The organism is Bradyrhizobium sp. USDA 3650, assembly GCF_054057395.1.
This window is the reverse complement of record NZ_JBSRZG010000001.1, coordinates 3,739,548-3,764,076: the sequence shown is the minus strand read 5'-3', so window position 1 is coordinate 3,764,076 and position 24,529 is coordinate 3,739,548. Positions and strand designations below refer to the sequence as shown.

The 24,529-nt window shown below is 64.5% G+C and carries 28 protein-coding genes; 18 read left to right on the top strand and 10 right to left on the bottom strand.

What is annotated here, in order from left to right; translation table 11 throughout:
- Positions 1 to 81: 81 nt before the first annotated feature.
- The 3 genes from ACVIN2_RS17450 to ACVIN2_RS17440 all read left to right on the top strand — a co-directional run bounded on the left by ACVIN2_RS17450 (position 82) and on the right by ACVIN2_RS17440 (position 2,719).
- Positions 82 to 576, top strand: coding sequence for a MarR family winged helix-turn-helix transcriptional regulator (locus ACVIN2_RS17450; RefSeq protein ID WP_007599417.1), 495 nt, complete (start codon positions 82 to 84; stop codon positions 574 to 576).
- A 99-nt stretch (positions 577 to 675) separates the two neighbouring features.
- Entirely contained in the window at positions 676 to 2,046 is a 1,371-nt protein-coding gene (locus tag ACVIN2_RS17445; protein WP_456766477.1) for a glutamate--cysteine ligase, read from the top strand.
- A gap of 112 nt (positions 2,047 to 2,158) precedes the next feature.
- Positions 2,159 to 2,719, top strand: a complete 561-nt coding sequence (locus tag ACVIN2_RS17440; RefSeq protein WP_456766476.1) for a PAN domain-containing protein — start codon at positions 2,159 to 2,161, stop codon at positions 2,717 to 2,719.
- Between the two features lie 124 nt (positions 2,720 to 2,843).
- Here the strand turns inward: ACVIN2_RS17440 and ACVIN2_RS17435 are convergent, their stop codons facing one another.
- From ACVIN2_RS17435 to ACVIN2_RS17420, 4 genes are all read right to left on the bottom strand, one after another.
- The gene (locus tag ACVIN2_RS17435) at positions 2,844 to 3,410 is read right to left on the bottom strand and encodes a nucleotidyltransferase family protein (protein WP_456766475.1); all 567 of its coding nucleotides are present in this window, start codon (positions 3,408 to 3,410) and stop codon (positions 2,844 to 2,846) included.
- Between the two features lie 54 nt (positions 3,411 to 3,464).
- Entirely contained in the window at positions 3,465 to 4,241 is a 777-nt protein-coding gene (lepB, locus tag ACVIN2_RS17430) for a signal peptidase I (RefSeq protein ID WP_027515268.1), read from the bottom strand.
- Entirely contained in the window at positions 4,238 to 5,665 is a 1,428-nt protein-coding gene (tldD, locus tag ACVIN2_RS17425; RefSeq protein WP_456766474.1) for a metalloprotease TldD, read from the bottom strand. The genes lepB and tldD overlap by 4 nt, the downstream gene beginning before the upstream one ends.
- Positions 5,666 to 5,781: 116 nt before the next feature.
- On the bottom strand, positions 5,782 to 6,327 hold the full coding sequence (locus ACVIN2_RS17420; protein ID WP_007599430.1) for an invasion associated locus B family protein: 546 nt from the start codon (positions 6,325 to 6,327) through the stop codon (positions 5,782 to 5,784).
- 447 nt (positions 6,328 to 6,774) lie between these two features.
- Here ACVIN2_RS17420 and coxB point away from each other — a divergent pair, with 447 nt between their 5' ends.
- From coxB to ACVIN2_RS17375, 9 genes are all read left to right on the top strand, one after another.
- The gene (gene coxB / locus ACVIN2_RS17415) at positions 6,775 to 7,614 is read left to right on the top strand and encodes a cytochrome c oxidase subunit II (RefSeq protein WP_247362964.1); all 840 of its coding nucleotides are present in this window, start codon (positions 6,775 to 6,777) and stop codon (positions 7,612 to 7,614) included.
- Positions 7,615 to 7,701: 87 nt separating this feature from the next.
- Positions 7,702 to 9,327: a cytochrome c oxidase subunit I gene (gene ctaD / locus ACVIN2_RS17410; RefSeq protein WP_007605061.1), complete on the top strand. Its 1,626-nt coding sequence runs from the start codon at positions 7,702 to 7,704 to the stop codon at positions 9,325 to 9,327.
- A gap of 60 nt (positions 9,328 to 9,387) precedes the next feature.
- On the top strand, positions 9,388 to 10,332 hold the full coding sequence (locus tag ACVIN2_RS17405) for a heme o synthase (RefSeq protein WP_007605062.1): 945 nt from the start codon (positions 9,388 to 9,390) through the stop codon (positions 10,330 to 10,332).
- Positions 10,329 to 10,505: a CoxF protein gene (locus ACVIN2_RS17400; protein ID WP_456766473.1), complete on the top strand. Its 177-nt coding sequence runs from the start codon at positions 10,329 to 10,331 to the stop codon at positions 10,503 to 10,505. The genes ACVIN2_RS17405 and ACVIN2_RS17400 overlap by 4 nt, the downstream gene beginning before the upstream one ends.
- A 5-nt stretch (positions 10,506 to 10,510) precedes the next feature.
- Positions 10,511 to 11,161 carry a cytochrome c oxidase assembly protein gene (locus ACVIN2_RS17395; protein WP_456766472.1) on the top strand — a complete coding sequence of 217 codons (651 nt, stop codon included), beginning with the start codon at positions 10,511 to 10,513 and terminating at the stop codon, positions 11,159 to 11,161.
- A gap of 78 nt (positions 11,162 to 11,239) precedes the next feature.
- The gene (locus ACVIN2_RS17390; protein WP_456766471.1) at positions 11,240 to 12,136 is read left to right on the top strand and encodes a cytochrome c oxidase subunit 3; all 897 of its coding nucleotides are present in this window, start codon (positions 11,240 to 11,242) and stop codon (positions 12,134 to 12,136) included.
- Positions 12,137 to 12,233: 97 nt separating this feature from the next.
- Positions 12,234 to 12,635, top strand: a complete 402-nt coding sequence (locus ACVIN2_RS17385) for a DUF983 domain-containing protein (protein ID WP_456766470.1) — start codon at positions 12,234 to 12,236, stop codon at positions 12,633 to 12,635.
- Positions 12,632 to 13,384 (top strand): SURF1 family protein, encoded by a 753-nt coding sequence (locus ACVIN2_RS17380; RefSeq protein WP_456766469.1) that lies wholly within the window; start codon positions 12,632 to 12,634, stop codon positions 13,382 to 13,384. Before ACVIN2_RS17385 ends, ACVIN2_RS17380 begins: the two co-directional genes overlap by 4 nt.
- Positions 13,385 to 13,498: 114 nt before the next feature.
- Entirely contained in the window at positions 13,499 to 13,864 is a 366-nt protein-coding gene (locus ACVIN2_RS17375) for a nuclear transport factor 2 family protein (protein WP_456766468.1), read from the top strand.
- A gap of 64 nt (positions 13,865 to 13,928) precedes the next feature.
- Here ACVIN2_RS17375 and ACVIN2_RS17370 read toward each other — a convergent pair whose 3' ends face one another.
- The gene (locus tag ACVIN2_RS17370; RefSeq protein ID WP_456769743.1) at positions 13,929 to 15,269 is read right to left on the bottom strand and encodes a histidine kinase; all 1,341 of its coding nucleotides are present in this window, start codon (positions 15,267 to 15,269) and stop codon (positions 13,929 to 13,931) included.
- An 85-nt stretch (positions 15,270 to 15,354) separates the two neighbouring features.
- Between ACVIN2_RS17370 and ACVIN2_RS17365 the strand changes: the two genes are divergently transcribed.
- The 5 genes from ACVIN2_RS17365 to ACVIN2_RS17345 all read left to right on the top strand — a co-directional run bounded on the left by ACVIN2_RS17365 (position 15,355) and on the right by ACVIN2_RS17345 (position 20,670).
- The gene (locus tag ACVIN2_RS17365) at positions 15,355 to 15,999 is read left to right on the top strand and encodes a response regulator transcription factor (RefSeq protein ID WP_008541266.1); all 645 of its coding nucleotides are present in this window, start codon (positions 15,355 to 15,357) and stop codon (positions 15,997 to 15,999) included.
- 558 nt (positions 16,000 to 16,557) lie between these two features.
- On the top strand, positions 16,558 to 17,976 hold the full coding sequence (thrC, locus tag ACVIN2_RS17360) for a threonine synthase (protein ID WP_247283169.1): 1,419 nt from the start codon (positions 16,558 to 16,560) through the stop codon (positions 17,974 to 17,976).
- Entirely contained in the window at positions 17,973 to 19,262 is a 1,290-nt protein-coding gene (locus tag ACVIN2_RS17355; RefSeq protein WP_456766467.1) for a M16 family metallopeptidase, read from the top strand. Before thrC ends, ACVIN2_RS17355 begins: the two co-directional genes overlap by 4 nt.
- 39 nt (positions 19,263 to 19,301) lie before the next feature.
- Positions 19,302 to 19,889: a GNAT family N-acetyltransferase gene (locus tag ACVIN2_RS17350; RefSeq protein ID WP_456766466.1), complete on the top strand. Its 588-nt coding sequence runs from the start codon at positions 19,302 to 19,304 to the stop codon at positions 19,887 to 19,889.
- Between the two features lie 106 nt (positions 19,890 to 19,995).
- Positions 19,996 to 20,670: a hypothetical protein gene (locus tag ACVIN2_RS17345; RefSeq protein ID WP_456766465.1), complete on the top strand. Its 675-nt coding sequence runs from the start codon at positions 19,996 to 19,998 to the stop codon at positions 20,668 to 20,670.
- A 127-nt stretch (positions 20,671 to 20,797) separates the two neighbouring features.
- Here ACVIN2_RS17345 and ACVIN2_RS17340 read toward each other — a convergent pair whose 3' ends face one another.
- The 5 genes from ACVIN2_RS17340 to ACVIN2_RS17320 form a co-directional block, all read right to left on the bottom strand.
- Complete coding sequence (locus ACVIN2_RS17340) at positions 20,798 to 21,283, bottom strand: F0F1 ATP synthase subunit B family protein (protein WP_027570043.1); 486 nt, start codon at positions 21,281 to 21,283, stop codon at positions 20,798 to 20,800.
- Between the two features lie 5 nt (positions 21,284 to 21,288).
- Positions 21,289 to 21,852 (bottom strand): F0F1 ATP synthase subunit B family protein, encoded by a 564-nt coding sequence (locus tag ACVIN2_RS17335; protein WP_456766464.1) that lies wholly within the window; start codon positions 21,850 to 21,852, stop codon positions 21,289 to 21,291.
- A 60-nt stretch (positions 21,853 to 21,912) separates the two neighbouring features.
- Positions 21,913 to 22,143, bottom strand: a complete 231-nt coding sequence (locus ACVIN2_RS17330) for a F0F1 ATP synthase subunit C (RefSeq protein ID WP_007599451.1) — start codon at positions 22,141 to 22,143, stop codon at positions 21,913 to 21,915.
- Between the two features lie 53 nt (positions 22,144 to 22,196).
- On the bottom strand, positions 22,197 to 22,946 hold the full coding sequence (locus ACVIN2_RS17325; RefSeq protein ID WP_018459993.1) for a F0F1 ATP synthase subunit A: 750 nt from the start codon (positions 22,944 to 22,946) through the stop codon (positions 22,197 to 22,199).
- Between the two features lie 114 nt (positions 22,947 to 23,060).
- Positions 23,061 to 23,435 (bottom strand): AtpZ/AtpI family protein, encoded by a 375-nt coding sequence (locus ACVIN2_RS17320; RefSeq protein ID WP_007599457.1) that lies wholly within the window; start codon positions 23,433 to 23,435, stop codon positions 23,061 to 23,063.
- Between the two features lie 421 nt (positions 23,436 to 23,856).
- Between ACVIN2_RS17320 and ACVIN2_RS17315 the strand changes: the two genes are divergently transcribed.
- Positions 23,857 to 24,405, top strand: coding sequence for a hypothetical protein (locus ACVIN2_RS17315; RefSeq protein ID WP_456766463.1), 549 nt, complete (start codon positions 23,857 to 23,859; stop codon positions 24,403 to 24,405).
- The last annotated feature ends 124 nt before the right edge of the window (positions 24,406 to 24,529 follow it).

Sequence of the window (24,529 nt, the reverse complement as noted above, 5' to 3'; positions counted from 1 at the left end):
CATGCATCTGCTTGAAATAGTCAAGATTGATGCAGGTGCATCGAATAGGGTAAGAGACGGGCGACGAGCTTGAGCGGGACCATGAAACGCAAACCATCGACCGAGGCAACTTCCGCCTGGATCCGCTTGATGCGGGTGCAGAGCCGCGTGCTCAATTGCGTCGAGCAGGACCTGAAGAAGGCCGGCTTCCCGCCGCTGGCATGGTATGACGCGCTGCTCGAACTGTCACGGGCGCCCTCGGGCGAGCTCCGGCCGGTCGAACTCGAACGCCAGATGCTGATCCCGCAATATTCGACATCGCGGCTGATCGACCGCCTGGTCGACGAAGGCCTCGCCTCGCGGCGTGAATGCAAGATCGACAAGCGTGGCCAGTTCGTGGAGATCACGGAAGCCGGCCGCGAATTGCAGAAGCGGATGTGGGGCGCCTATTCGGCCGCGATCGAGAAATATGTCGGTTCGAAACTGTCCGATGCTGATGCCGTCAAGCTCAGCGGTCTGCTCGACCGTCTCGGCTGCTCGTGCGGCGAGATGAAACTGCCGCCGGCCCACGTCAACGAAACCACGCCGTTGCGATGATCGCGCGGCAAACCAGCTCGTCCGTGCAGCCGGTGGCTGCGCGGACCATCCCTGTCACCCACGCGCGTTCGATCGAAGCGCTTTTGATTAGAGTCTGATATGGCGCGAGACCAGATCGATATGACGCCGCTGCAATCGCGTGACGAGCTCGTCAAGTGGTTCGAGGAAGGCTGCAAGGACCCGTCCGAATTCCGCATGGGCACCGAGCATGAGAAGACACCGTTCACGCTCGAAGGCCACCGCCCGGTGCCCTACGAAGGCCCGCGCGGTATCGGCGCGCTGCTCGAAGGCATGAAACTCCTGCTCGGCTGGGAGCCGATCATGGAGAAGGGCAACATCATCGGCCTCTACGACGTCACCGGCGGCGGCGCGATCTCGCTGGAGCCCGGCGGGCAGTTCGAGCTTTCGGGCGCCCCGGTCGAGAACGTGCACCAGACCCAGAGCGAGCTGATGGCGCATCTGGCGCAGGTGCGCGAGATCGCAACGCCGCTCGGCATCGGCTTTCTCGGGCTCGGCATGACGCCGTCCTGGTCGCGCGCCGACATCCCGGTGATGCCCAAGGGCCGCTACAAGATCATGACCAATTACATGCCGAAGGTCGGCCAGTACGGCCTCGACATGATGTACCGGACCTGCACGGTCCAGACCAATCTCGACTTCTCCTCCGAAGCCGACATGGTCAAGAAGCTGCGTGTTTCGCTCGCGCTCCAGCCGGTCGCAACCGCCTTGTTCGCCAACTCCCCGTTTACCGAGGGCAAGCCGAACGGCTTTCTCTCCTTCCGGTCCGAGATCTGGCGCGACACCGACAACGCGCGCGCCGGCATGATGCCGTGGGCATTCGAGGACGGCATGGGCTTCGAGCGCTATGTCGACTACGCGCTCGACGTGCCCATGTATTTCGTCAAGCGTGACGAGGACTACATCGATGTCTCGGGCTCCTCGTTCCGCGCCTTCTTCGATGGCCGCAACAACAATTTACCCGGGGAACGTCCGACGTTGTCGGATTGGGCCAACCATCTTTCGACGATTTTCCCGGAGGTGCGGCTCAAGCGCTATCTCGAGATGCGCGGCTCCGATGGTGGCCCGTGGGGCCGTCTGCCGGCGCTATCGGCGTTCTGGGCCGGGCTGCTCTACGACGATGTGTCACTGGATGCCGCCTGGGACCTGGTGAAGCACTGGAGCGCGCATGAGCGCCAGGCCCTGCGCGACGACGTGCCGCGCTTCGGCTTCAAGTCGCGGATCAAGGACCGCTATCTGTTCGAGATCGCCAAGGAGTGCCTCGTTCTGGCACATGCCGGCTTGCGCCGGCGCGGCCGGATCGACCAGCTCGGCCGCGACGAGACCAGGCATCTGGAGCCGCTCGATCGCATCATCGATTCCGGCCGCACGCCGGCTGAGGAGATGCTCGACAAATTCAACGGTCCCTGGAACGGCTCGGTGGAACCGGCCTACGCGGAATACGCGTTCTAGGACACAAGGCCAGCGGTCAGGAGCCGAGCCGTTCATCGCCCGTACAGGTTTGCGGCGATCAAATGGCCGGCTGAAAAACCCGAGCGTCGTCAATAACTCGAAAGCTGTTCCGATGGGGAAGGGCCGCCTGGCCGCAATGGCAAGCGTCGTGGCCTGCGCCGCGCTGCTTTCGCTCGCGTTTGCGAGCTGGCCAGCGCGCGCCCAGACGGCGTTCGACCGGCCCGGCGGAGACTATTTCAGCACCCCGGTCACGTCGGGCGATCCGGAGGATTGCGCGCTGCTGTGCGAGCGCGACCGCCGTTGCCGCTCGTGGAGCTTCAGCTATCCCGACGTCGAAGGCGGCTCGGCGGTGTGCTGGCTGAAGAACACGGTGCCTGCGCGTGTGCCGGGAAGCTGCTGCATCTCCGGTGTGCGCGGCGCCGGCGTGATCGAGCCGCGTGTCGAAGGCGTGGAGACCTCGATCGACCGCCCCGGCGGCGATTTGCGCAATTTCGAGATGAAGGACGGCGAAGGCGAAGAAGCCTGCAAAGCCGTCTGCACCGCCGACAACAAATGCCGCGCCTTCACCTATGCCCGCCCGGGCTACACCGGACGCGAAGCGCGCTGCTTCCTGAAAAAGGAAATCAAGCCGCCGCGGCGGAAGGCGGGCTTCACGTCGGGCGTGGTGCGGTAGCATGCAGCTCTCACCGCTGTCATTGCGAGCGTAGCGAAGTAATCCAGAATCGCTTCCGCGGTGGCAGTCTGGATTGCTGCGTCGCTTCGCTCCTCGCAATGACGGGGAGGGTAAAGCGGGCATCTCACTCGGCCGCGATCACCGTGATCTCGGGCCATAGCGTCTTCCAGCGTGCCGCCTTCGCCGCGTAACTGGCGGCTGAAAAATTCGGCGCCCGATTGGGGCGCACGATCAGCTTCGCGATGTCGTCGAACCCGTGCGGCGCGTAGACGTCGAAATCCCGACCGGCAGGGCGAATGCCCAATTGCGTATTCTCCGTGAGGAAGCGGTCGATACCGTCGGTCGCGCGCATCAAGCGCGGATAGGGCAGACCGTGCTTGCCGGGATACCAAAGGTGCACGCGCGCCTGGTTGCGGATTTCGACCCTGGGACCGAGATGCGCGAGCTGCGCGTGCAGCTTGCGGATCACCGCGTCTTCCGCCTCCCATGAGGTGTCGGAATCGAAATAGAACACGTCGTAATCGGCGATGCCGTGATCGATCGGGCGGCCCGTGAGCGCGTTCCACACCGTCTGCACCAGGCAGCCCGCGACGAGCCACGCATCCGGCAGCGCGCGGCGATGGATTTTATCGAGGATCGCCGCATTGAACGGATTTCGCAGGGCGAGAGCCAGAAATTCGTCGCGGATCATTACTCTTGCGCTCCCTCTCCCGCGTGCAGGAGAGAGGTGAGGACATTCCAGCCTTCAATGCACGGCGGTGAAAAACCGCGCCATGCGAAATCCGGACAGCCAAGTCCACACCGGCTGGCCCCGGATGCCGAGATCCCAGGATCCGAGCACGGCATCCGCGCGGCCGACCAGATTGTCGATCGGCAGCATGCCGACGCCGCCGGAGCGCAGGGGCACCCGGCTGTCGGCGGAGTTGTCGCGGTTGTCGCCGAGCACGAAGAGATGGCCCGCCGGCACCGTCACTTCCTGCGTATTGTCGAGCGGACCATTGTCGCGCATCTTGAAGATCAGATGCGAGACGCCGTTCGGCAGCGTCTCGACATAGCGATAGGCGGGTTCGCTGCCGCCATTGTCGTCCTCGGCGGCGCCAACGCCGTCCGGCTTCAACTCGGCGGGGCGGTCGTTGACGAAGAGCTGGCCCTGGCGCAGCTGGATGCGGTCGCCGGGCAGGCCCACGACGCGCTTGACCCAGGCCTGCGAGCGGTCGCCGGGCCAGCGGAAGACGACAACGTCGCCCTGCTTCGGCGTCTCCGCGAACACGCGGCCGCTCTCGGGCAGGTTGATCTGGATCGGCAGCGACGAGGTGCCGTAGCCGTAGGGGAATTTCGAGGCAATCAATGCGTCGCCGATCAACAGCGTCGGCTCCATCGAGCCCGACGGCACGTAGAACGGCTCGGCCAGCGCACCCTTGGCGATGAACACCGCCGCGACGATGCCGGCGAGCTGCACGAGCTGGCCGGCCCAGCCGCTGCTCTTCCGTTTGGTGGTGACAGTTATCTTCTCGACACTCATCCGCCTGTTCCACCCACCGTAATGCGTTCCATCAACAGCGACGGCTGGCCGACGCCGACCGGCACGCCCTGACCGTTCTTGCCGCAGGTGCCGATGCCGGTATCGAGCGCGAGGTCGTTGCCGATCATGCGGATGCGATGCAGGTCGGTCGGCCCGTTGCCGATCAGCATGGCGCCCTTCAAGGGCGCACCGATCTTGCCGTTCTCGATCTTGTAAGCCTCGGTGCACTGAAACACGTATTTGCCCGAGGTGATATCGACCTGGCCACCGCCGAAATTCGCGGCGAAGACGCCGTTCTTCACCGACGCCAGGATCTCGGCCGGATCGCGGTCGCCCGCTAGCATGTAGGTGTTGGTCATGCGCGGCATCGGCACATGGGCATAGCCCTGGCGGCGGCCGTTGCCGGTCGGCTTCATGTTCATCAGCCGCGCGTTCTGGCGGTCCTGCATGTAGCCGACCAGGACGCCGTCCTCGATCAGCACGGTGCGGTTGGTCGGCGTGCCCTCGTCGTCGATCGACAGCGAGCCGCGGCGCGAGGCAATGGTGCCGTCGTCGACCACGGTCACGCCCTTGGCCGCGACCTGCTGGCCCATCAGGCCGGCAAACGCAGACGTCTTCTTGCGATTGAAGTCACCTTCGAGGCCATGGCCGACCGCCTCGTGCAGCATCACGCCGGGCCAGCCGGCCCCGAGCACGACGTCCATCTCGCCGGCGGGGGCAGGAATCGATTCCAGATTGACGAGAGCTTCGCGCAGCGCGCCGTCGGCGGCGTCGCGCCAATTCTTGCTTTCGATGAATTCGGCGTAGCCGGCGCGGCCGCCATAGCCCTTGCTGCCGCTCTCCTGCCGGTCGCCCTGACCGGCGACGACGGAGACGTTGACGCGCACGAGCGGGCGGATGTCGCGATAGCTCTCGCCGTCCGGCCGCAGGATCTCGACCACCTGCCAGGTCGCGCCGAGGCTGACGCTGACCTGCCGCACCCGCGGATCCTTGTCGCGCAGATAGGCGTCGATCTCGGCGAGCAGCTTGACCTTGGTCTCGAAGCCGGGGGCATCGAGCGGATTGTCGTCACTGTAAAGCCGCACGTTGGTATGCGCTGGAGGCGCGGCGAAGCTGCCGGAATAGCCACCGCGCACGGCCGCGACCGCGTCCGCGGCGCGAATCAGCGCCGGCAGCGACACGTCGGAGGAATGCGCGTAGCCGACCGCGTCGTCCTTGACGGCGCGCAGGCCAAAACCTTGCGAGGTGTCGTAGGTCGCCTGCTTCAGCCGCCCATTGTCGAACATCAGCGCTTCGGTCTGGCTGTATTCCAGGAACAATTCGCCGTCGTCGGCACCGGCAAGCCCGCGCGCGAGCTCGTGGCGAACCTGGTCGCGGTCGAGATTGGCGCGGTCGAGCAGGGAGGTTGTGGCAGGGTTGGTCATGCGTCCGTCCATTATCGGGGGATGTGAGGCAAGATAATGGTTTCCCGGCAGTTCCGCGAGGGCGCCAAGTCTCACATTACGGAAACAATAGATTCGCGGGTCTAACCGCCTTCGCCCTACGGCAGCTTGTCATATCCCTCGCCGAGCCCGTTCAGGCTGAGCGGGAAGCCGATGCCTTCTTCCGGGGTCTCGAAGATGATGAAGGTCGCGGTCTTGGCGGTGCGGAGCTGGCCGAGCAGCTTGTCGTCCATGACGACTTCGGCGACGCAGCCATTGGGCAGGCAGCGGACAAAGCCGGCCCGGCCGACATCCTGGTTGTCGAGCTTGAGGCCGAGGCCGGAGGGCAGGAGAACGCCGAGGGGGGCGACGACCCGCATCAGGCGGCTCTTCTGGTCGGCGGTCTTGAGGACGATCACGGTCAGGCCGGCGTTGGAGCGGTCTTCGGCCACCACGCTCTGGATCAGGGCACATTGCTCGGACTGGGCGCCCGGCGGGGTGTCGCAGCGGATCTGCCAGTCGCCATGGACGGAGCGCACCGCGCCCTGCGCATGGGCGAGGCCCGGAAGCGCCAGGACGACGACTGCCGCCAGCAGGGCGGCCAGCATCGTGAGGCCGCCAGCCTGGCTTTTAGCCCGCCTTGCCATGGATCTCGAAAACCCCATCGGGTCGGCCCTCTGCTCGCCTGGGTCGCTCGCGTCAGGCGGACTGATACGGGAATGACGGCGTCTTGAAGGCGATTCGCAAGCAAATTCCACGCCGCCACGGCCGCCGTCGCCCGCACGAATCAGGTTCCTGTGCGGCTGTCCGCCAGTGCCTACCGCGGGCAATTCCGCTGTCAAGCGGCAGCATCCCGGGAAACGGTATTTTTGTCTGATGTTACTGGGAAATATCTTGCGGGTGATGGCTGACAGACGAGCCTCAAGACTGCATTGCGATAGATCAAGAATTATGGTTTGAGAGGCTTGATTTCGGCGTTCTAGCGATCTGGCCCCAATTCCTCTTAGAGGTATTCTTGCGCGGCGGTTTGTCAGACGGGGGGATCGAATAAAGCGTTTCCCGAAAATAGGGGAATGCACTTGGGGTGATTTCGTTAGGGGAGCGCGAACGGCATGAAGATGTCGATGGGCCCGGTGGGCCGGCACTTGCTGGGATTGGCCGTAGCGGGTCTGACGCTGGCGACGGGCGGTGCGGCATTTGCCGAGCTCGGGCAACCGGCTGCGTGGGAGTGGACGCTTCAGCAGTCCGCTTCCCCGGTGATGGACAACATCGTCTGGTTCCACAATTTCCTTTTCGTGCTGATCACGCTGATCACGCTGTTCGTTCTGGCGCTGCTCGTGATCGTGGTCGTGAAGTTCAACGCGCGAGCCAATCCGGTGCCGTCGCGGACCACGCACAACACGCTGATCGAGGTGGCGTGGACGCTCGTTCCGGTGCTGATTCTGGTCGGTATCTCGGTGCCGTCCTTCCGCCTCCTGTTCCTCGAGCTCGATGTGCCGAAGGCGGATCTGACCATCAAGGCGACCGGCAAGCAGTGGTACTGGTCCTACGCCTATCCTGATAACGGCAAGTTCGAGTTCGACTCGCTGATGGCGCAGGACAAGCAGCCTCGTCTGCTCGGCGTCGACAACGAGATGGTGGTGCCCGTCAACAAGGTGGTCCGGGTTCAGGTCACCGGCGCCGACGTGATTCATGCCTTTGCGTTGCCGGCCTTCGGCGTCAAGATCGACGCCATTCCGGGCCGGCTCAACGAGACCTGGTTCAAGGCCACCAAGACCGGCATGTTCTACGGCCAGTGCTCGGAATTGTGCGGCAAGGACCACGCCTTCATGCCGATCGCCATCCGCGTGGTGAGCGACCAGGAGTTCGCTTCCTGGGTCGAGACGGCGAAGAAGAAATACGCGAGCGGCGGCACCAGTACCTACGCCTCCACGGCCGGCCCGACGCAGTAAGCGCCAGGTGACGGGGTCGAGGAAACTGAAAGCGACATAAGGCGGGACCTCCAGAGGTCCGATCGGGACGCAAGGCAGGATTAGAAAATGGCAACGAGCGCAGCGGCACACGGCGATCACGCGCAAGACCACGGACATGACGAGCACGCCCATCCGACCGGATGGCGGCGCTACGTCTATTCGACCAACCACAAGGACATCGGCACGATGTACCTGATCTTCGCGGTCATCGCCGGCGTCATCGGCGCCGCGATGTCGATCGCGATCCGTGCCGAGCTGATGTATCCGGGCGTGCAGATCTTCCACGAGACGCACACCTACAATGTGTTCGTGACCTCCCATGGCCTGATCATGATCTTCTTCATGGTCATGCCCGCGATGATCGGCGGCTTCGGCAACTGGTTCGTGCCGCTGATGATCGGTGCGCCCGACATGGCGTTCCCGCGCATGAACAATATCTCGTTCTGGCTGCTGCCGGCCTCGTTCGCGCTGTTGCTGATGTCGACCTTCGTCGAGGGCGAGCCGGGCGCCAACGGTGTCGGCGCCGGCTGGACCATGTACGCGCCGCTGTCGAGCTCCGGCCATCCGGGCCCGGCCGTCGACTTCGCGATCCTGTCGCTGCATCTGGCGGGCGCCTCGTCGATCCTCGGCGCCATCAACTTCATCACCACCATCTTCAACATGCGCGCACCGGGCATGACCCTGCACAAGATGCCGCTGTTCGTGTGGTCGATCCTGGTGACGGTGTTCTTGCTGTTGTTGTCGCTGCCGGTGCTCGCCGGTGCGATCACGATGCTGCTCACCGACCGCAATTTCGGCACGACGTTCTTCAATCCCGAAGGCGGCGGCGATCCGGTGCTGTTCCAGCATCTGTTCTGGTTCTTCGGTCACCCCGAAGTGTACATCCTGATCCTGCCCGCCTTCGGCATGGTCAGCCAGATCGTCTCGACCTTCTCGCGCAAGCCCGTGTTCGGCTATCTCGGCATGGCCTACGCCATGGTCGCGATCGGCGGCATCGGCTTCGTGGTGTGGGCGCACCACATGTACACGGTCGGCATGTCCTCGGCGACGCAGGCCTATTTCGTCGCCGCCACGATGGTCATCGCGGTCCCGACCGGCGTGAAGATCTTCTCGTGGATCGCCACGATGTGGGGCGGCTCGATCGAGTTCCGCGCGCCGATGATCTGGGCGGTGGGATTCATCTTCCTGTTCACCGTCGGCGGCGTCACCGGCGTGGTGCTGGCGAATGCCGGCGTCGACCGCGTGCTGCAGGAGACCTATTACGTCGTCGCGCACTTCCACTACGTGCTGTCGCTCGGCGCGGTGTTCGGGATCTTCGCCGGCTGGTACTACTGGTTCCCGAAGATGTCGGGCTACATGTACAATGAAGGGCTCGCCAAGGCGCACTTCTGGGTCACCTTCATCGGCGTGAACCTGGTGTTCTTCCCGCAGCACTTCCTCGGTCTGTCGGGTATGCCGCGCCGCTATGTCGATTATCCCGACGCGTTCGCGGGCTGGAACCTGGTCTCGTCGGTCGGCTCCTACATCTCCGGCTTCGGCGTGCTGATCTTCCTCTATTGCGTGATCGACGCCTTCGCGAAGAAGGTGCCGGCTGGCGACAATCCGTGGGGTGCAGGTGCGACCACGCTGGAATGGACGCTGCCCTCGCCGCCGCCCTTCCACCAGTTCGAAGTGCTGCCCCGCGTGCAGTAAGCCAATGCTCGCGGCGCCCGTGACGGGCGCCGCGGCTCGACAACGAAGCGAGTCAATCCAGTGTCCGTCCTCGACCACAACGCCATCGACATCAATCCCCGCATCTCCGAAGCGGAGGTTGGCGATTACATCGCGCTCCTGAAGCCGCGGGTGATGTCGCTGGTGATCTTCACCGCGCTGGTCGGAATGGCGATGGCGCCCGGGCATTTCCACCCGGTGCTGGCCTTCACCTCGCTGCTTTGCATCGCCGTCGGCGCCGGCGCGTCCGGGGCGCTCAACATGGCGCTCGAAGGCGACATCGACGCCAAGATGTCGCGCACGGCGAACCGGCCGATTCCGCGCGGCCGCATCACCCGTCCCGAGGCGATGACCTTCGGCATGACGCTCGCCTTCTTCTCGGTGATGACGCTCGGCATCCTGGTCAATTGGATCGCGGGCGCGCTGCTCGCCTTCACGATCTTCTTCTACGTCGTGATCTACACGATCGGCCTGAAGCGCTGGACCGCGCAGAACATCGTGATCGGCGGTGCCGCCGGCGCGCTGCCGCCGGTGGTGGCCTGGGCCGCGGTCACAGGCACGGTCGACGTCGAGCCGCTGCTGCTGTTCGCCATCATCTTCTTCTGGACCCCGCCGCACTTCTGGGCACTGGCGCTGTTCCGCTCCGACGACTACGCCCGCGCCGGCATTCCGATGCTGCCCAATGTCGCCGGTCCCGACGCGACGCGGCTTCAGATCCTGCTCTACACCATCGTGCTGATCGCGGTCGCGGCTGCGCCCTGGGCGCTCGGCTATTTCGACGCCATCTACGGCATCGTCTCGCTGATCCTCGGCGCCGGCATGCTGGCGTTCGCCATCAACGTCTATGTCCGTCGCGAGCGCAGCCAATCGCTGCGGGCGACCCGCAAGCTGTTCGCGTTCTCCATCCTTTATCTGTTTGCGCTGTTTGCGACCTTGCTGGCCGAGGTCGTGTTCCGGGCGCTTGCGCCGATGGTAGGGGGCGCATGATCGCAGGAATGGCCGACAAACCCGAGAGAGATGGAATCGTCCTCACCGAGGCGCAGAAGAAGAGCCGTCGTCAGCGCTCGATTGCGATCGCGCTCGCGCTCGGCGTGCTCGTGGTGCTGTTCTTCGCCGTGACCATGGTCAAGGGGCCGGCCGTGCTCGTCCGGCCGATGTAGGAAACATGGATCAGAAGTCGACCATATCGCAGGATCAGAGCCGGACGGCCACCAAAGGCCGCAGGCCTGCTAAGGGGCTTGGCCGCGACGTGGTGGTCGCCTCGATCTGCGGCGGCGTGGTCGCGCTGATGGTCGGCGCCTCCTACGCGGCGGTGCCGTTCTACAACTGGTTCTGCCGCGCCACCGGCTTCAACGGCACGACCCAGGTCGCGACCTCGGCGCCGGCCAGCGGTCCGATCGCACGCAAGATCGCGGTGCGTTTCGATTCCAACGTTGCGCCCGGCCTGCCCTGGAAGTTCGTACCGGAGCAGAGCGAGATCGAGGTCAATATCGGCCAGGTCGTGACCGTCTTTTACACTGTGACCAACCAGGCCGCGCGGACCACCGCAGGCCAGGCCGCCTACAATGTCGCGCCGCTGACGGTCGGATCCTATTTCCAGAAGATCAACTGCTTCTGCTTCACCGAGCAGACCATGGCGCCCGGCGAGAAGCGCGAGATGCCGGTCGTGTTCTACGTCGATCCGTCGATTGCCGACGACCACGAGAACGACGGTCTCAACACGATCACGCTGTCCTACACGTTCTATCCGGTGAAGGATCCGGTGGTGAAGCCGCTCGCGGCCAGCGAAGACGACAGACGCAAGGGAAATCTCTGATCTCCGGGCTCACGCGCCGGGGTTGGAAATAAGGGGATAAGTGCCTGACAGGCACGGGATTGAGGAGCGAGACCGCAAATGGCAACGGCGCACACCAAGCATCACGACTACCATCTGGTCGATCCCTCGCCATGGCCCGTCGTCGGCTCCATCTCCGCCTTCATCATGGCGGTCGGCGCGATCACCTGGATGCACCACATGTTCTCGGCTGCGCCGATCATCTTCGGTGTCGGCACCGTCGGTGTGCTCTACACCATGGCGAGCTGGTGGGGCGATGTGATCAGGGAAGCCCAGTACAAGGGTGATCACACCCGCGTGGTGCAGCTGCATCACCGCTACGGCATGATCCTGTTCATCGCCTCGGAGGTGATGTTCTTCGTCGCCTGGTTCTGGGCCTATTTCAACGCGGCGCTATTCCCGGCCGACGCTGTCCACGCCACTCGCGATGCGGTGTTCGGCTGTGGTCTCGGGACCGCGGCCGGCGCCTGCGCCGTGCCGGGCACCTGGCCGCCGCACGGCATCGAGACCTTCGATCCCTGGCATCTTCCGCTCCTGAACACGCTGATCCTGCTCACGTCAGGCACCACGGTGACCTGGGCCCACCATGCGCTGCTCGAGAACGATCGCCAGGGCCTGAAATATGGCCTGATCCTCACCGTCGTGCTCGGCGCGCTCTTCACCTGCGTGCAGGCCTATGAGTACGGCCACGCGGCCTTCTCCTTCGGCGGCAACGTCTACGGCGCGACCTTCTTCATGGCGACCGGCTTCCACGGTTTCCATGTGCTGGTCGGCACCATCTTCCTGCTGGTGTGCCTGTTCCGCGCCTATGCCGGCCACTTCACGCCGACCCAGCATCTCGGCTTCGAGTTCGCCGCCTGGTACTGGCACTTCGTCGACGTGGTCTGGCTGTTCCTGTTCCTCTGCATCTATGTCTGGGGACACGGCGCCGAGACCATGGCCCACGGCGCGCATTAAGCGGGCCGACATCGGATCGAGAAAGGGCGGCCCCGGGGCCGCCCTTTTGCTTTCTGCGCGCAGGGTTTCGGCAGAAACTGTGATAGACCCTGTCATCATGAACGAAGCCACCGATACGTCCGAGCCGCAAGTCACCGTCCTGCAGAGCGCGCTGCGCGGGCTTGCCTGCAAATGCCCGCGCTGTGGCCAGGGCAAGCTCTATGCGGGCTTCCTGACGTTAGCGCCGTCCTGCGAGCGTTGCGGCCTCGACTACGCCTTCATCGATTCCGGTGACGGTCCGGCGATCTTCATCATCATGCTGGCCGGCGCGATCGTGGTCGGCTGCGCGCTCGTCGTCGAGGTCAAGTACCAGCCGCCGTACTGGCTGCACGCGGTGTTGTGGCTGCCGCTGATCCTCGCGACGACCCTGCTGCCGTTGCGCGCGATGAAGTCGCTGCTGATCGCGCTGCAATTCCATCATAAGGCGGCGCCGGGCCGGCTGGTCGACCGCGCGAAATGAACGAGACCGCGCGCAAGCCCCGCGTGGCCGGCTTCGCGCTGTTCACGCTATTCCTGACCGCGGTCTGTATCGTGCTCGGTATCTGGCAATTGCAGCGACGCATCGCCAAGCACGAGCTGATCGCCGCACTCACCGAGCGCCTTGCGGAGGCACCGATTCCTCTGCCGCCGCCGGCACGATGGGCCGCGTTAAGTCCCGCGCGCGATGAATTCCGCCGTGTCAGCTTTACCGCGACCTATGCGCCCTTGCCCGACGCGATGGTCTATTCCCCCGGCTCCGCCGTGCGCAAGGACGCATCGAGCCCCGGCACCTGGGCGTTCCTGGCGGCGCGGCTGCCGAGCGGCGAGACGGTGGTGATCGATGCGGGCTTCGTCGAAAACACCATGCAGGATCGCAGCGTCGAGGATCGCGCGGTCAAGAAGCTCGTCACGGGGCAGGAGGTCTCGTTCACCGGTTATCTGCGCTTCCCCGAGGCGCCCGGTTGGCTGACTCCAGCGGAGAACCGCGACAAGCGGCTGTGGTTCGTACGCGATCACGTGGCGATCGCGAGCGCGCTGGGCTGGGGCGCGGTTGCGCCGTTCTATGTCGACCTCGAGCAGCCCGCGCCCGAGAACGGCATTCCGCGTCCGGGACCGCTCGACGTGCATCTCAAGGACGATCACCTGCAATACGCCATCACCTGGTTCACGCTTGCAGGCGCCGTGCTCATCGCCTTCGCCGTGTGGGCAAGAGGGCGGCGGCGGGGCTGAGCTCCGTAGATCCACCTAGGGAACCCGGTATCGCCCGGGGTTTACCATTCAGCGCACATTCACGAGTGTGGTCCTAAGCCGCCATCGTTTTTTCGCGGCAGACAGGATTGCAGCGTGAGCGATTTCGACCAGATGGGAATTGTCGTGGACTGGGTGGATGCCTGCAGGAAGGGCGACCTCGCGACGCTTCTCGACCTCTATGCGGACGATGCCCAGGTCGAATGCACGTGCAACGGCACGCAGCACTATCGCGGCCGGAGCGAGCTCGAAGCCTATTGGCAGCCCCGGCTCAGTGCTTTCTCGTCGGCCGGTTTCGGGCTGGAGGAAATCCATCCTGCGCCCCACGGTATCGATCTCGAATATTCCGTCGCCGGCGCGCTGCGCATCCGCGCCTCGTTTTGCTTCAGCCCGGACGGCAAGATCCGCACCACGCTGTGCGAACCGGCGCGACAGAACGCGCAGCTTGGCTGTGCTTGCTAGAGACTCTAGATTCTTGCTTTGACGCGTTTTCTTCACGCGAACCGGTATCCACCTCCCGAAAACGCTAGCCAGTGACCGGCGCCTCGCGTGCCGGTTCGGCGGGAAGGCGGCAGCGCACATAGGTTCTGTCGTCCAAGCGCAGCAGTGACAGCGATCCGCTGAGTGCGCGCACGCGCTCATGCATGCCGGTCAGGCCGCGGCCGAACACATTCCCTTCGGGAAAGCCGCCGCCGTCGTCGGAAATCTCGATGACGAGCGTCTCGCCGGCGAAGGTCGCCTGCACATGGGCATTGCTGGCGCCGGCATGACGCAGCACGTTGGTCAGCGCCTCCTGGATCACGCGATAGACGGTTTGAGCCAGCGGCCCGTCGATCGCGTTGAGATCCGGATCGATCGTGTCCGTCAGGTCAATAGATGGCGCCTGCTTGCGAAAATTCCGGAGCAGTGTCTGCACGCTGGTCTCCAGACCCAATTCCTCGATGTAGAGGGGTCGCAACCGGTCGAGGATGCGGCGGTTGGTCTGCTGGAGCGCTTCCACCGATTGCAGTACCTCCTGCGCCGAACTGCCGAGATTTCCCGCCGGCGGCGAGGCATCGACCAATGCGATCGTGCCGACGCGGATGCCGAACAGCAGCGGACCCAGTTCGTCGTGCAGTTCGCGCGCGAGATCGCGCCGCTCGTCGTCCTGAAGCGACACCAGGCGGTGCAGCAGGTCGCGATTGTCCTGGCTCAATTGCACCAGCGTTTCGGCCAGCGCATTAGCCTCCTCACAGCTTTGCCGGATTTCCGGCGGTCCCCCAACCGGGATCGGCGTTGCGTAGTCGCCGCGCCGTAGCCGCGTGAGCCCTGCGCCAAGGTCCTGGAGGGGGCGCAGGGCTGATCCCGCAAACACATAGGCGACGACCCCTGTCAGTCCCGTGAGCCCGACGACGAAGCCGGCCAAGGCGAGGAAGCCTACCCAGGTCTCGAACAGCGCTGCGGACAGGTCGGGGACAAACACGATGTCGCCGAAATGATCGCCATTGACGGATACGGGAAATGCAATGTGCAAGTCCGGAATGGACAGGAGATCGACAAACCATTTTGGCGGGCCATGCGAACCTTGCAGGCCTCTCGACGCAAAGGGAGGAGCAACCGCTCCTGCAGGAAGGAATTGAATATCCGAGGACCCGTCCAGCATCCGGACGAAGTCATCGAGCGTTCTTCGCGGATGGTCGGATGAACGCAGAGCGTTGTTGAGGGCCTCGGCCACGGCTTTGGTCGATCGTTGGGCCGGCAGGTTCTCCTCGGCGAGCTGACCGGTCGTGAAGACGTGCAGCAGGACGCCACCCATGATCAGCGCCGCCATGAACAGCAGGCCGAGCGGCAGAAACAATTGTGTACTGAAGGACAGCCGGTGCCACATTAGGTCAATTCTAACGCGCATCAGGGGATTTTGCTCTTTCCATTTGTTCCCGTCGGTTTATGAGTCGAAAAACTAGAGAGTTACAATGCAAGATACTGCCAAGCCGGCGACCCGCGTCCTGATTGTCGACGACCATCCCGTGGTGCTGTCCGGTTGCCGCACCCTGTTCGCCTCCGACCATTCGATCCGGATCGACGAGGCAACCGACGCCAAATCCGGGCATCGCGCCTATGTCAGCAAGCGGCCCGACGTCACTGTGATCGACATCAGCCTGCCCGATGTCTCCGGCTTTGAACTGATGCGGCGCATTCGCAAGGACGATCCCGACGCCAAGATCATCATGTTCAGCATGAACGACGATCCGGCCTTCGTGGTGCGGGCGGTCGAGCTGGGCGCGCAGGGCTACGTCTCCAAGGGCGACGATCCCCGGATCCTACTCAAGGCGGTGCGCAAGGTGGTTGCGGGCGACAATTTCATCTCACCGCAACTCGCGGAAGCCGTGACGTTTTCCGGCGCGGCGATCAAGGCCAATCCTGCCTCGCAGATGACGCCGCGGGAGCTCGAGATTCTCCGCCTGCTGGGGCGAGGCGACAAGATCGTCGAGGTCGCCGAGGCGCTCGGTATCTCCTACAAGACCGTCGCCAACACCACCTCCCTGCTCAAGCAGAAGCTCGGTGCCAAGAACCATTCCGACCTGATCCGGATCGCGGTGGAAATCGGGATGAACTGACGCCCGGGGCGCCGAACCGGCTGCTCCAGGATGCTGCCGGTTCGGCGGGCGGACCGGTCTCGGCGCTCGGCCGGGCAATGCATGGATAGCGCCGACACCATCCGCCGACACAATGAGCGCAGCCGTCGTTCGTTCCTGAACCGTCCGGTCGCTTGGGATATAATGGCAATGCGTGGCGCATGGCCGCTGGCGAACGCTTGTCCGAGCCGAAACCGGTCGGGAAAAACAGGAACATTTTCTCGCACAATCCCGTTTTGTCCCTTGACGATGTCGTGACAGCCGACGAAAGCTTGCGCGAACAGTTTTTGCGGGTCGGTGACCCCAAGAGGCCAAACCGGTCTGCACACAACGACAGACCTTCCAAGAGAGGGCTGCGGCATTGCCGCAGCCCTTTTCGTTGGCAGCCTTTTTTCCTTGGATGGCCCCAGCCGCGAAGCGGTTTCCTGATGCCGCAAAACACTTTATGGTGGCCCAAAGCCTCTGGCTGTTAACAAGTAATTTCGTAAAATCAAAGGCTTGCGGATCGAGCCCAGGCTCGGCCGGCCTTTGGAGGGCAGTTTGACTCGTTATATCTCGACCCGGGGCGAGGCCCCCGAACTCGGCTTCTGCGATGTGATGCTGACCGGGCTCGCCCGCGACGGCGGCCTGTATGTGCCGGCCACCTGGCCGCAACTCTCGACTGACGCCATCGCCGGCTTCTTCGGTCGTCCCTATTGGGAGGTCGCGGTCGAGGTGATCCGCCCCTTCGTCGCCGGCGAGATCTCGGACGCCGAGCTCGGCCGCATGGCGAACGAGGCCTACGCCACTTTCCGCCATCCGGCGGTGGTGCCGCTGCGCCAGATGGCGCCGCACCAGTTCGTGCTGGAGCTGTTCCACGGTCCGACGCTCGCTTTCAAGGACGTGGCGATGCAGCTGATCTCGCGGCTGATGGACCACGTGCTCGCCAAGCGCGGCCAGCGCACCACCATCGTGGTCGCGACCTCGGGCGACACCGGCGGTGCTGCGGTCGACGCGTTCGCAGGGCTCGAAAATGTCGATCTCATCGTGCTGTTTCCGCATGGCCGCATCTCCGAGGTGCAGCGGCGGATGATGACGACGACGGGCGCGGCCAACGTCCATGCGCTCGCCGTCGAGGGCAATTTCGACGATTGCCAGGCCCTCGTGAAGGCAATGTTCAACAACCATCGCTTCCGCGATGCGACGTCGCTGTCCGGCGTCAATTCCATCAATTGGGCGCGGATCGTCGCCCAAGTGGTCTACTATTTCACCTCCGCCGTTGCCGCCGGTGCACCCGCGCGCGCGGTGGACTTCGTCGTGCCGACCGGCAATTTCGGCGACATCTTCGCCGGCTATGTCGCCAAGCGCATGGGTCTTCCGGTGCGGACCCTGGGCATCGCCGCCAACGTCAACGATATCCTGGCGCGGACGCTGAAGACCGGGATCTATGAGGTGCGCGAGGTCCACGCGACGGCGTCGCCGTCGATGGACATCCAGATCTCCTCGAATTTCGAGCGGCTGCTGTTCGAGGCTGGCGGGCGCGATGCCGCCGGCGTGCGCCGTCTGATGGATTCGCTGAAGCAGTCCGGCCGCTTCGTCCTGCCCGATGCGACGCTGGCCGCGATCCGCGAGGGGTTCGACGCAGGCCGGGCCGACGAGACCGAGACCGCGGCCGCGATCCGCGCCGCCTGGCGCGAGGCGGGCGAGCTGGTCGATCCCCACACCGCGGTCGCGCTTGCGGTCGCCGACCGCGACACCACGGACAGGACGGTTCCCAGCATCGTGCTGTCCACCGCCCATCCGGCCAAATTCCCCGATGCGGTCGAAGCGGCCTGCGGCCAGCGGCCGCAACTGCCGGCCTGGCTCGATGGTCTGATGACCAAATCCGAACACATGAAGGTGATGAAGAACGACCAGGCCGAGGTCGAGCGGTTCGTGCTGTCGGTCAGCCGCGCCGCGAAACAGGGAGTAGCCGGATGAGCGTCGAGATTTCCAAGCTTGCGTCCGGCCTGACTGTCGTCACCGACAAGATGCCCCATCTCGAGACCGCGGCGCTCGGCGTCTGGGTCGGCGTCGGCGGGCGCGACGAGAAGCCCAACGAGCACGGCATCTCGCACCTCCTGGAACATATGGCGTTCAAGGGCACGACGAAGCGCTCCTCGCGCGAGATCGTCGAGGAGATCGAGGCGGTCGGCGGCGACCTCAACGCCGGCACCTCGACCGAGACGACGTCCTATTATGCGCGGGTGCTGAAGGCCGACGTGCCGCTCGCGCTCGACGTGCTCGCCGACATCTTGGCCAATCCCGCCTTCGAGCCCGACGAGCTCGAGCGCGAGAAGAACGTCATCGTGCAGGAGATCGGCGCGGCGCAGGACACGCCTGACGACGTCGTGTTCGAGCACCTCAACGAGCTCTGCTATCCCGACCAGCCGATGGGCCGCTCGCTGCTCGGCACCGCCAAGACCTTGCGTGCCTTCAGCCGCGACTCGCTGCGCGACTATCTGTCGACGCATTATCGCGGGCCGGACATGGTGGTGGCGGCAGCCGGGGCGGTCGATCACAAGCAGGTGGTCGCCGAGGTCGAGCAGCGCTTTGCCAGTTTTGAGGGAACGGCGGGTCCCAAGCCGCAACCCGCGCAGTTCGGCAAGGGCGGCACCAAGGTGGTGCATCGCGAGCTCGAGCAGGCGCACCTGACGCTGGCGCTGGAGGGCGTGCCGCAGACCGATCTGTCGCTGTTCTCGCTCCAGGTCTTCACCAACATCCTCGGCGGCGGGATGTCGTCGCGGCTGTTCCAGGAGGTGCGTGAGAAGCGCGGCCTCTGTTACTCGATCTACTCGTTCCACGCCCCCTATACCGACACCGGCTTCTTCGGCCTCTACACCGGCACCGATCCGGCCGATGCGCCCGAGATGATGGAAGTCGTGGTCGACATCATGAATGATTCGGTCGAGACCCTGACCGAGGTCGAGATCGCGCGGGCCAAGGCGCAGATGAAGGCGGGGCTGCTGATGGCGCTGGAGAGCTGCTCCTCGCGTGCCGAGCAGCTCGCCCGGCATGTGCTGGCCTATGGCCGGCCCCAGACCGCCGAGGAGCTGGTGGCCCGGATCGACGCCGTCAGCGTCGAATCCACCCGAGACGCGGCGCGTGCGCTGCTTTCGCGCAGCCGCCCTGCGGTTGTCGCATTGGGCAGCGGCAGGGGTCTGGACACGGCGGTGTCTTTTGCGGAAGGATTGACCCGGGCACGCGCCAAGGCGCGGCTGCATTAGGAGCCGCGCACGGGTTGATCCGCCCCGGGAAGCATCACCATGGCCCTCTTTCGCCTGCCATCCAGTGGACCCGCCGCTCTCGCGCCGCGCGGCAACGGCCTGTTGCTCCGCGCGCCGCAGATGTCGGACTTCCTGCAGTGGGCCCATCTGCGCGAGTCCAGCCGCGATTACCTGACGCCCTGGGAGCCGATCTGGCCGTCGGACGATCTCACGCGCTCCGGTTTCCGCCGTCGCCTGCGCCGCTATTCCGAGGACATCGTCGCAGACCGGTCCTATCCCTTTCTGATCTTCCGGGAGCTCGACGGCGCCATGGTCGGCGGCATCACGCTCGCCAATGTCCGCCGCGGCATCGTCCAGGCCGGCACCATTGGCTATTGGGTCGGCAAGCCCCACGCCCAGCGCGGCTACATGACGGCCGCGCTGCGGGTGCTGCTGCCGACGCTGTTCGGCGAGCTCAATCTGCACCGGGTCGAGGCCGCCTGCATCCCGACCAATGCGCCGTCGATCCGGGTGCTGGAGAAATGCGGTTTCTCCCGCGAGGGGCTGGCGCGCCGCTATCTCTGCATCAACGGGATCTGGCAGGACCATTTGCTGTTCGGCCTGCTGCACGAGGATTTTCGCGGCTGAGCGGCCAAAGTCTCCTTGTTTGCTGCCTTATCATGCTTGCCTTGGGTTCGCCGGTTTTGACGATATAACGGCGCAAGCCGGCCGGTGATCGGCCGGGGATGTTGCCATGGAGTATGGGGCGTTGAGGGTGCAGGAGCTTCGGTCATCGCGGAATGCGTTGCGGCGGGGGGCAGCGGTCGCGCTGGCGTTGTCGGTTGCGCTCGTCTCCGTCTCGCCGGTTGCGGCGCAGTCGCTGACCGATCGATTCAAGGGCCTGTTCGGCGGCAAGTCGGACGAGCCGGCCCAACCCAAGCCGGCGCCTGCGCCGGGCCAGCCGGCGGCTGATGACGATCTTGATTGCCCGCAGGTCACGGTGCGTGCCGGAGCCTCCACGTATGCGGTCGGTGCCACCGGCAAGCCGGCCGTCGGCAATGAGATCCGCTTCCAGGCCACCATCACCAAGATGGCGCGCGAATGCGCCCGCAATGGCGGCGATATCACGGCCCGGATTGGTATCCAGGGCCGCGTCATTGCCGGTCCCGCCGGCGCGCCTGCGACCGTCGAGGTGCCGCTGCGCGTCGCCGTGGTGCAGGGCGGCGTCGGCGAGAAGGTGATCGCTTCCAAGGCCTACCGGACCACGGTCGGAATGTCGGAGGGCGGCAGCGTCCCCTTCACCTTCGTGGCCGAGGATCTGGTCTATCCGATGCCTTCGGCCAAGGACGCCGATAGCTACATCTTCTATGTCGGCTTCGATCCGCAGGCGCTGTCACCCGAGCCGAAGGCGCGGGCGAAGAAGAAGTAACCAATGATTTTGCAAGTGACCGTCATGGCCGGGACAAACCCGGCCATGACGACGAGAACGCAAACTACCAATCAAAAAAGCCGGCGCTCATCGCGCCGGCTTTTTTGATTGGTGAAGGCGAAGCCCCTCAGTTCAGCTTCTGCCTGACTTCGGTGATGCCCTTGGCGAGCAGATCGTCGGCGACCTGGCCCCTGACCGACTGCGACAGGATCGTGGAGGCGGCCTGGACGGCGGCCTCTGCGGCTGCGGCGCGCACATCGGCGACCGCCTGGGCCTCGGCGAGCGCGATCTTGCCCTCCGCGGTCTTGGTACGGCGAGCGACGAAATCTTCCACCTTGGCCTTGGCCTCGATTGCGATGCGCTCGGCTTCGCTCTTCGCGTTCGCGATGATGTCGGCGGCCTCGCGTTCGGCCGAGGCGGTGCGCGCCTTGTAGTCGGCGAGCACCTTGGCGGCTTCCTGCTTGAGGCGCGTCGCGTCGTCGAGCTCGGCCTTGATGCGATCGGCGCGATGGTCGAGCGCAGTCATGGCCTTCTTGAAGACCCCGAGATAGCCGAACACGACCATCAGGATCACGAAGGCGATGGCGACCCAGGTTTCAGGATCGAAGAACATACCGATTAACCCTTCAAGGACGCATCAACGGCGGCATTCACCAACGCCGCGTCCGGAACCACGCCGGTGAGCTGCTGCACGATGGTGCCTGCCGCATCGGCCGCGATGCCGCGGACGTTGCTCATGGCGGTCGCACGGGTCGAGGCGATGGTCTTCTCCGCCTCGGCGAGCTTGGCCGCCAGTTGCTCTTCCAGCGCCTTGCGCTCGGCGTCCGCCTGCGCATTCGCCTTGTCGCGGGACTCGTTGCCGATGGCCTGCGCGCGCGAGCGTGCCGAAGCAAGCTCGCTTTCATAGGCCTTCAGCGCCGCTTCGGACTGGTCCTTCAGCTTCTGCGCTTCGGCGAGGTCGCCCTCGATCTTGTTCTGGCGCGCCTCGATCGCACCGCCGACGCGCGGCAGAGCGAGCTTGGACACGATCACGTAAAGCGCGACGAAGAAGATCGCGAGCGACACCAGCTGCGAAGCATAGGTGCCGCTCTCGAACGGCGGAAAACCGCCACCGTGACCGCCTTCGGCCCCGGTGTGGGCGCCCGCCGCCGGACTTTTCGCCCCGCCATGACTTTCAGCCATGGATTACTCCTGTTGCAGCCATGCGCGTCGCTTCGGTCGAAGCGGCGCGAGAAATCGTTCTCAGAGCGGAACGAACAGCAGCAGCAGCGCGATCAGCAGCGAGAAAATGCCGAGCGCTTCGGTCACGGCGAAGCCGAAGATCAGATTGCCGAACTGGCCCTGAGCGGCCGAGGGGTTGCGAACGGCTGCGGCGAGGTAGTTGCCGAAGATCACGCCGACGCCGACGCCCGCGCCGCCCATGCCGATGCATGCGATGCCCGCGCCGATAAGTTTTGCTGCTGCCGGATCCATTTTAGACTCCTTGGAAGAAAGATTGGGTTTTGGGTGGAAATTCCCCGGACCGCTCAGTGTCCCGGATGAATGGCGTCGTTGAGGTAGATGCAGGTCAGGATCGCAAACACATAGGCTTGCAGGAACGCGACCAGAATTTCGAGAGCGTACAGCGCGACCGTGAGCGCCAGCGGCAGCACGCCGCCGACCCAGCCAAGGGCGCCGAGCGAGAAGCCGAGCATGGCGACGAAGCCCGCGAACACCTTCAGCGCGATGTGGCCGGCCAGCATGTTGGCGAACAGACGGACGCTGTGGGAGACCGGCCGCAGGAAGAACGACAGGATCTCGATGAACATCACCAGCGGCAGGATGTAGCCGGGGACGCCGTGCGGCACGAAGATCGAGAAGAATTTCAGGCCGTTCTTGGCAATGCCGTAGATCAGGACCGTGAAGAAGACCAGCAGCGCGAGTGCTGCGGTGACGATCAGATGGCTCGAGATCGTGAAGGTGTAGGGGATGATGCCGACCAGGTTCGAAACGCAGATGAACATGAACAGCGAGAAGATCAGCGGGAAGAACTTCATGCCTTCCGCGCCGGCCGTCGAGCGGATGGTCGAGGCCACGAACTCGTAGGAGATTTCGGCGACCGATTGCAGGCGCCCGGGAACCAGCTGCGTGCCGCTGGCGAGCATCAGGATCGAGATGATCGCGACCGCCACCAGCATGTAGAGCGACGAATTGGTGAAGGCGATCGTGTGGTTGCCGATATGGCCCAGGGTGAAGAGAGGCTCGATGTTGAACTGGTGGATCGGATCGATTTTCATCAGCGCGGCATCTCTTGGTCTGCCGGGCGATGCCGGCGGGTCTCGGTCTGCCGGTCGGGCCCGGCCCGTACCGGCGCGAGCCGGCACGATCATTCCTCTCCTGGTGTGGATCGCTTAAGAACCACCGCGCCTGTTTTGACCCGCGCCTGCCGTTCTCACCACATTCACCACGCCGGCGACGAAGCCCAGCAGCAGGAACACGATAAATCCGAAAGGCGACGTCGACAGCAAGCGGTCGAAACCCCAGCCAATCCCCGCTCCGACAACGACCCCGGCGACCAACTCGGAGGATAACCGGAAACCAAGCGCCATCGCCGAGGCTCTGGCCGCTCTGTCCTCACCGTCACCTGCGGGTTGCTCGGTCTTGACGTGGCGGCCGCGAAATTCGGACAACCGCTGATCAAGATTTCCGAGCCGATCGGAAAGCGCAGCTTCCTCGGGCGATCTATCGCGATCTCCATTCTCGCCGTGTCCCGTGCCCTGTGTCATGCAACGAAGACCCGAAACGCCGCGGCTGAATGGAAATTACGCCCGCCACCCTCAAAAGCCGCGCGGACCATACTGATGGCCCATAATCAAGTCAAGCCAAGTCACGATTGTGTCCATTCCATTTATGTATTTGATTTGTTTGACAATATCGGCGCGAGCGGCAGCGCTGCACACAGCGTGACGCCGCACCGCAGCAGGTCTCCGCTGGATCGGCGGACGCAGTCGCCATTTCGCCCGGCTGCTGGGATCAAAGGGGGCGCCGTGATCGTTCATGTCAGAGGCGCGTTTTGAGCGGCGGATCGCCTCGCCGGGGTGTAGAATTTGCAAGAAGTGCCACTCTTATGAGTGCCACTCTTATGAGTGCCATCTTGATGAGCGCCATCTTTGGACGTGCTACCGGCCCGTCGTGGCGGAGAACGCGATGAGACCAGCGAATTCATCTACAGCATCATGCACAGCATCGTGGCTCGCGGCGGCGGCGTTCGCGGCGGTGATGGCGGTCAGCGCCGGCGGCCTTGCCGCGCAATCCGCGCCCGACAGCGAAAACGGCCGTTACAGCATGACCCCGATCCCCGAGGGCGTGCTGCGGCTCGACAGCCGCACCGGCACCGTGTCGACCTGCACCCGCAGCGGCGGCGGCTGGGCCTGCTACGCGGTGCCCGATGAACGTACCGCGCTCGATGCCGAGATCGGCAGGCTCCAGGCCGAAGTCGAGACGCTGAAGGGACGGCTTGCGGCGGGGCCGACCGTGTCAGGCAAGATCGACGAGGCGCTGCCGAAAACCGATCCGCTCAAGAAGGCGGAGCCGCAAGCACGAGACCCAAAGGCCGCCGAGGGCGAGCGCAGGATCGAGATCCCGCTGCCGAGCGACCAGGACGTCGATCGCGTGATGTCGTTCCTGGAAAAGGCCTGGCGCCGGCTGATCGACATGGCCAACCGCGTGCAGAAGGACGTGTCGGGGAAGATTTAGCGCATGGCGAGATCCGGTAGGGTGGGCAAAGGCGCGACGCCGTGCCCACCATCTATCCAACACGCAGAGCGAAGGGTGGGCACGCTTCGCTTTGCCCACCCTACGGCAGCTTTCGATCAGGCGA

What these genes read in the sequence shown, in the direction of transcription:
- ACVIN2_RS17450 (WP_007599417.1), top strand. Translation starts at nt 82, where the DNA reads ATGAAACGCAAACCATCGACCGAGGCAACTTCCGCCTGGATCCGCTTG.
- ACVIN2_RS17445 (WP_456766477.1), top strand. Translation starts at nt 676, where the DNA reads ATGGCGCGAGACCAGATCGATATGACGCCGCTGCAATCGCGTGACGAG.
- ACVIN2_RS17440 (WP_456766476.1), top strand. Translation starts at nt 2,159, where the DNA reads ATGGGGAAGGGCCGCCTGGCCGCAATGGCAAGCGTCGTGGCCTGCGCC.
- ACVIN2_RS17435 (WP_456766475.1), bottom strand. Translation starts at nt 3,410, where the DNA reads ATGATCCGCGACGAATTTCTGGCTCTCGCCCTGCGAAATCCGTTCAAT.
- lepB (WP_027515268.1), bottom strand. Translation starts at nt 4,241, where the DNA reads ATGAGTGTCGAGAAGATAACTGTCACCACCAAACGGAAGAGCAGCGGC.
- tldD (WP_456766474.1), bottom strand. Translation starts at nt 5,665, where the DNA reads ATGACCAACCCTGCCACAACCTCCCTGCTCGACCGCGCCAATCTCGAC.
- ACVIN2_RS17420 (WP_007599430.1), bottom strand. Translation starts at nt 6,327, where the DNA reads ATGGGGTTTTCGAGATCCATGGCAAGGCGGGCTAAAAGCCAGGCTGGC.
- coxB (WP_247362964.1), top strand. Translation starts at nt 6,775, where the DNA reads ATGAAGATGTCGATGGGCCCGGTGGGCCGGCACTTGCTGGGATTGGCC.
- ctaD (WP_007605061.1), top strand. Translation starts at nt 7,702, where the DNA reads ATGGCAACGAGCGCAGCGGCACACGGCGATCACGCGCAAGACCACGGA.
- ACVIN2_RS17400 (WP_456766473.1), top strand. Translation starts at nt 10,329, where the DNA reads ATGATCGCAGGAATGGCCGACAAACCCGAGAGAGATGGAATCGTCCTC.
- ACVIN2_RS17395 (WP_456766472.1), top strand. Translation starts at nt 10,511, where the DNA reads ATGGATCAGAAGTCGACCATATCGCAGGATCAGAGCCGGACGGCCACC.
- ACVIN2_RS17390 (WP_456766471.1), top strand. Translation starts at nt 11,240, where the DNA reads ATGGCAACGGCGCACACCAAGCATCACGACTACCATCTGGTCGATCCC.
- ACVIN2_RS17385 (WP_456766470.1), top strand. Translation starts at nt 12,234, where the DNA reads ATGAACGAAGCCACCGATACGTCCGAGCCGCAAGTCACCGTCCTGCAG.
- ACVIN2_RS17380 (WP_456766469.1), top strand. Translation starts at nt 12,632, where the DNA reads ATGAACGAGACCGCGCGCAAGCCCCGCGTGGCCGGCTTCGCGCTGTTC.
- ACVIN2_RS17370 (WP_456769743.1), bottom strand. Translation starts at nt 15,269, where the DNA reads ATGTGGCACCGGCTGTCCTTCAGTACACAATTGTTTCTGCCGCTCGGC.
- ACVIN2_RS17365 (WP_008541266.1), top strand. Translation starts at nt 15,355, where the DNA reads ATGCAAGATACTGCCAAGCCGGCGACCCGCGTCCTGATTGTCGACGAC.
- ACVIN2_RS17355 (WP_456766467.1), top strand. Translation starts at nt 17,973, where the DNA reads ATGAGCGTCGAGATTTCCAAGCTTGCGTCCGGCCTGACTGTCGTCACC.
- ACVIN2_RS17350 (WP_456766466.1), top strand. Translation starts at nt 19,302, where the DNA reads ATGGCCCTCTTTCGCCTGCCATCCAGTGGACCCGCCGCTCTCGCGCCG.
- ACVIN2_RS17345 (WP_456766465.1), top strand. Translation starts at nt 19,996, where the DNA reads ATGGAGTATGGGGCGTTGAGGGTGCAGGAGCTTCGGTCATCGCGGAAT.
- ACVIN2_RS17340 (WP_027570043.1), bottom strand. Translation starts at nt 21,283, where the DNA reads ATGTTCTTCGATCCTGAAACCTGGGTCGCCATCGCCTTCGTGATCCTG.
- ACVIN2_RS17335 (WP_456766464.1), bottom strand. Translation starts at nt 21,852, where the DNA reads ATGGCTGAAAGTCATGGCGGGGCGAAAAGTCCGGCGGCGGGCGCCCAC.
- ACVIN2_RS17330 (WP_007599451.1), bottom strand. Translation starts at nt 22,143, where the DNA reads ATGGATCCGGCAGCAGCAAAACTTATCGGCGCGGGCATCGCATGCATC.
- ACVIN2_RS17325 (WP_018459993.1), bottom strand. Translation starts at nt 22,946, where the DNA reads ATGAAAATCGATCCGATCCACCAGTTCAACATCGAGCCTCTCTTCACC.
- ACVIN2_RS17320 (WP_007599457.1), bottom strand. Translation starts at nt 23,435, where the DNA reads ATGACACAGGGCACGGGACACGGCGAGAATGGAGATCGCGATAGATCG.
- ACVIN2_RS17315 (WP_456766463.1), top strand. Translation starts at nt 23,857, where the DNA reads ATGAGACCAGCGAATTCATCTACAGCATCATGCACAGCATCGTGGCTC.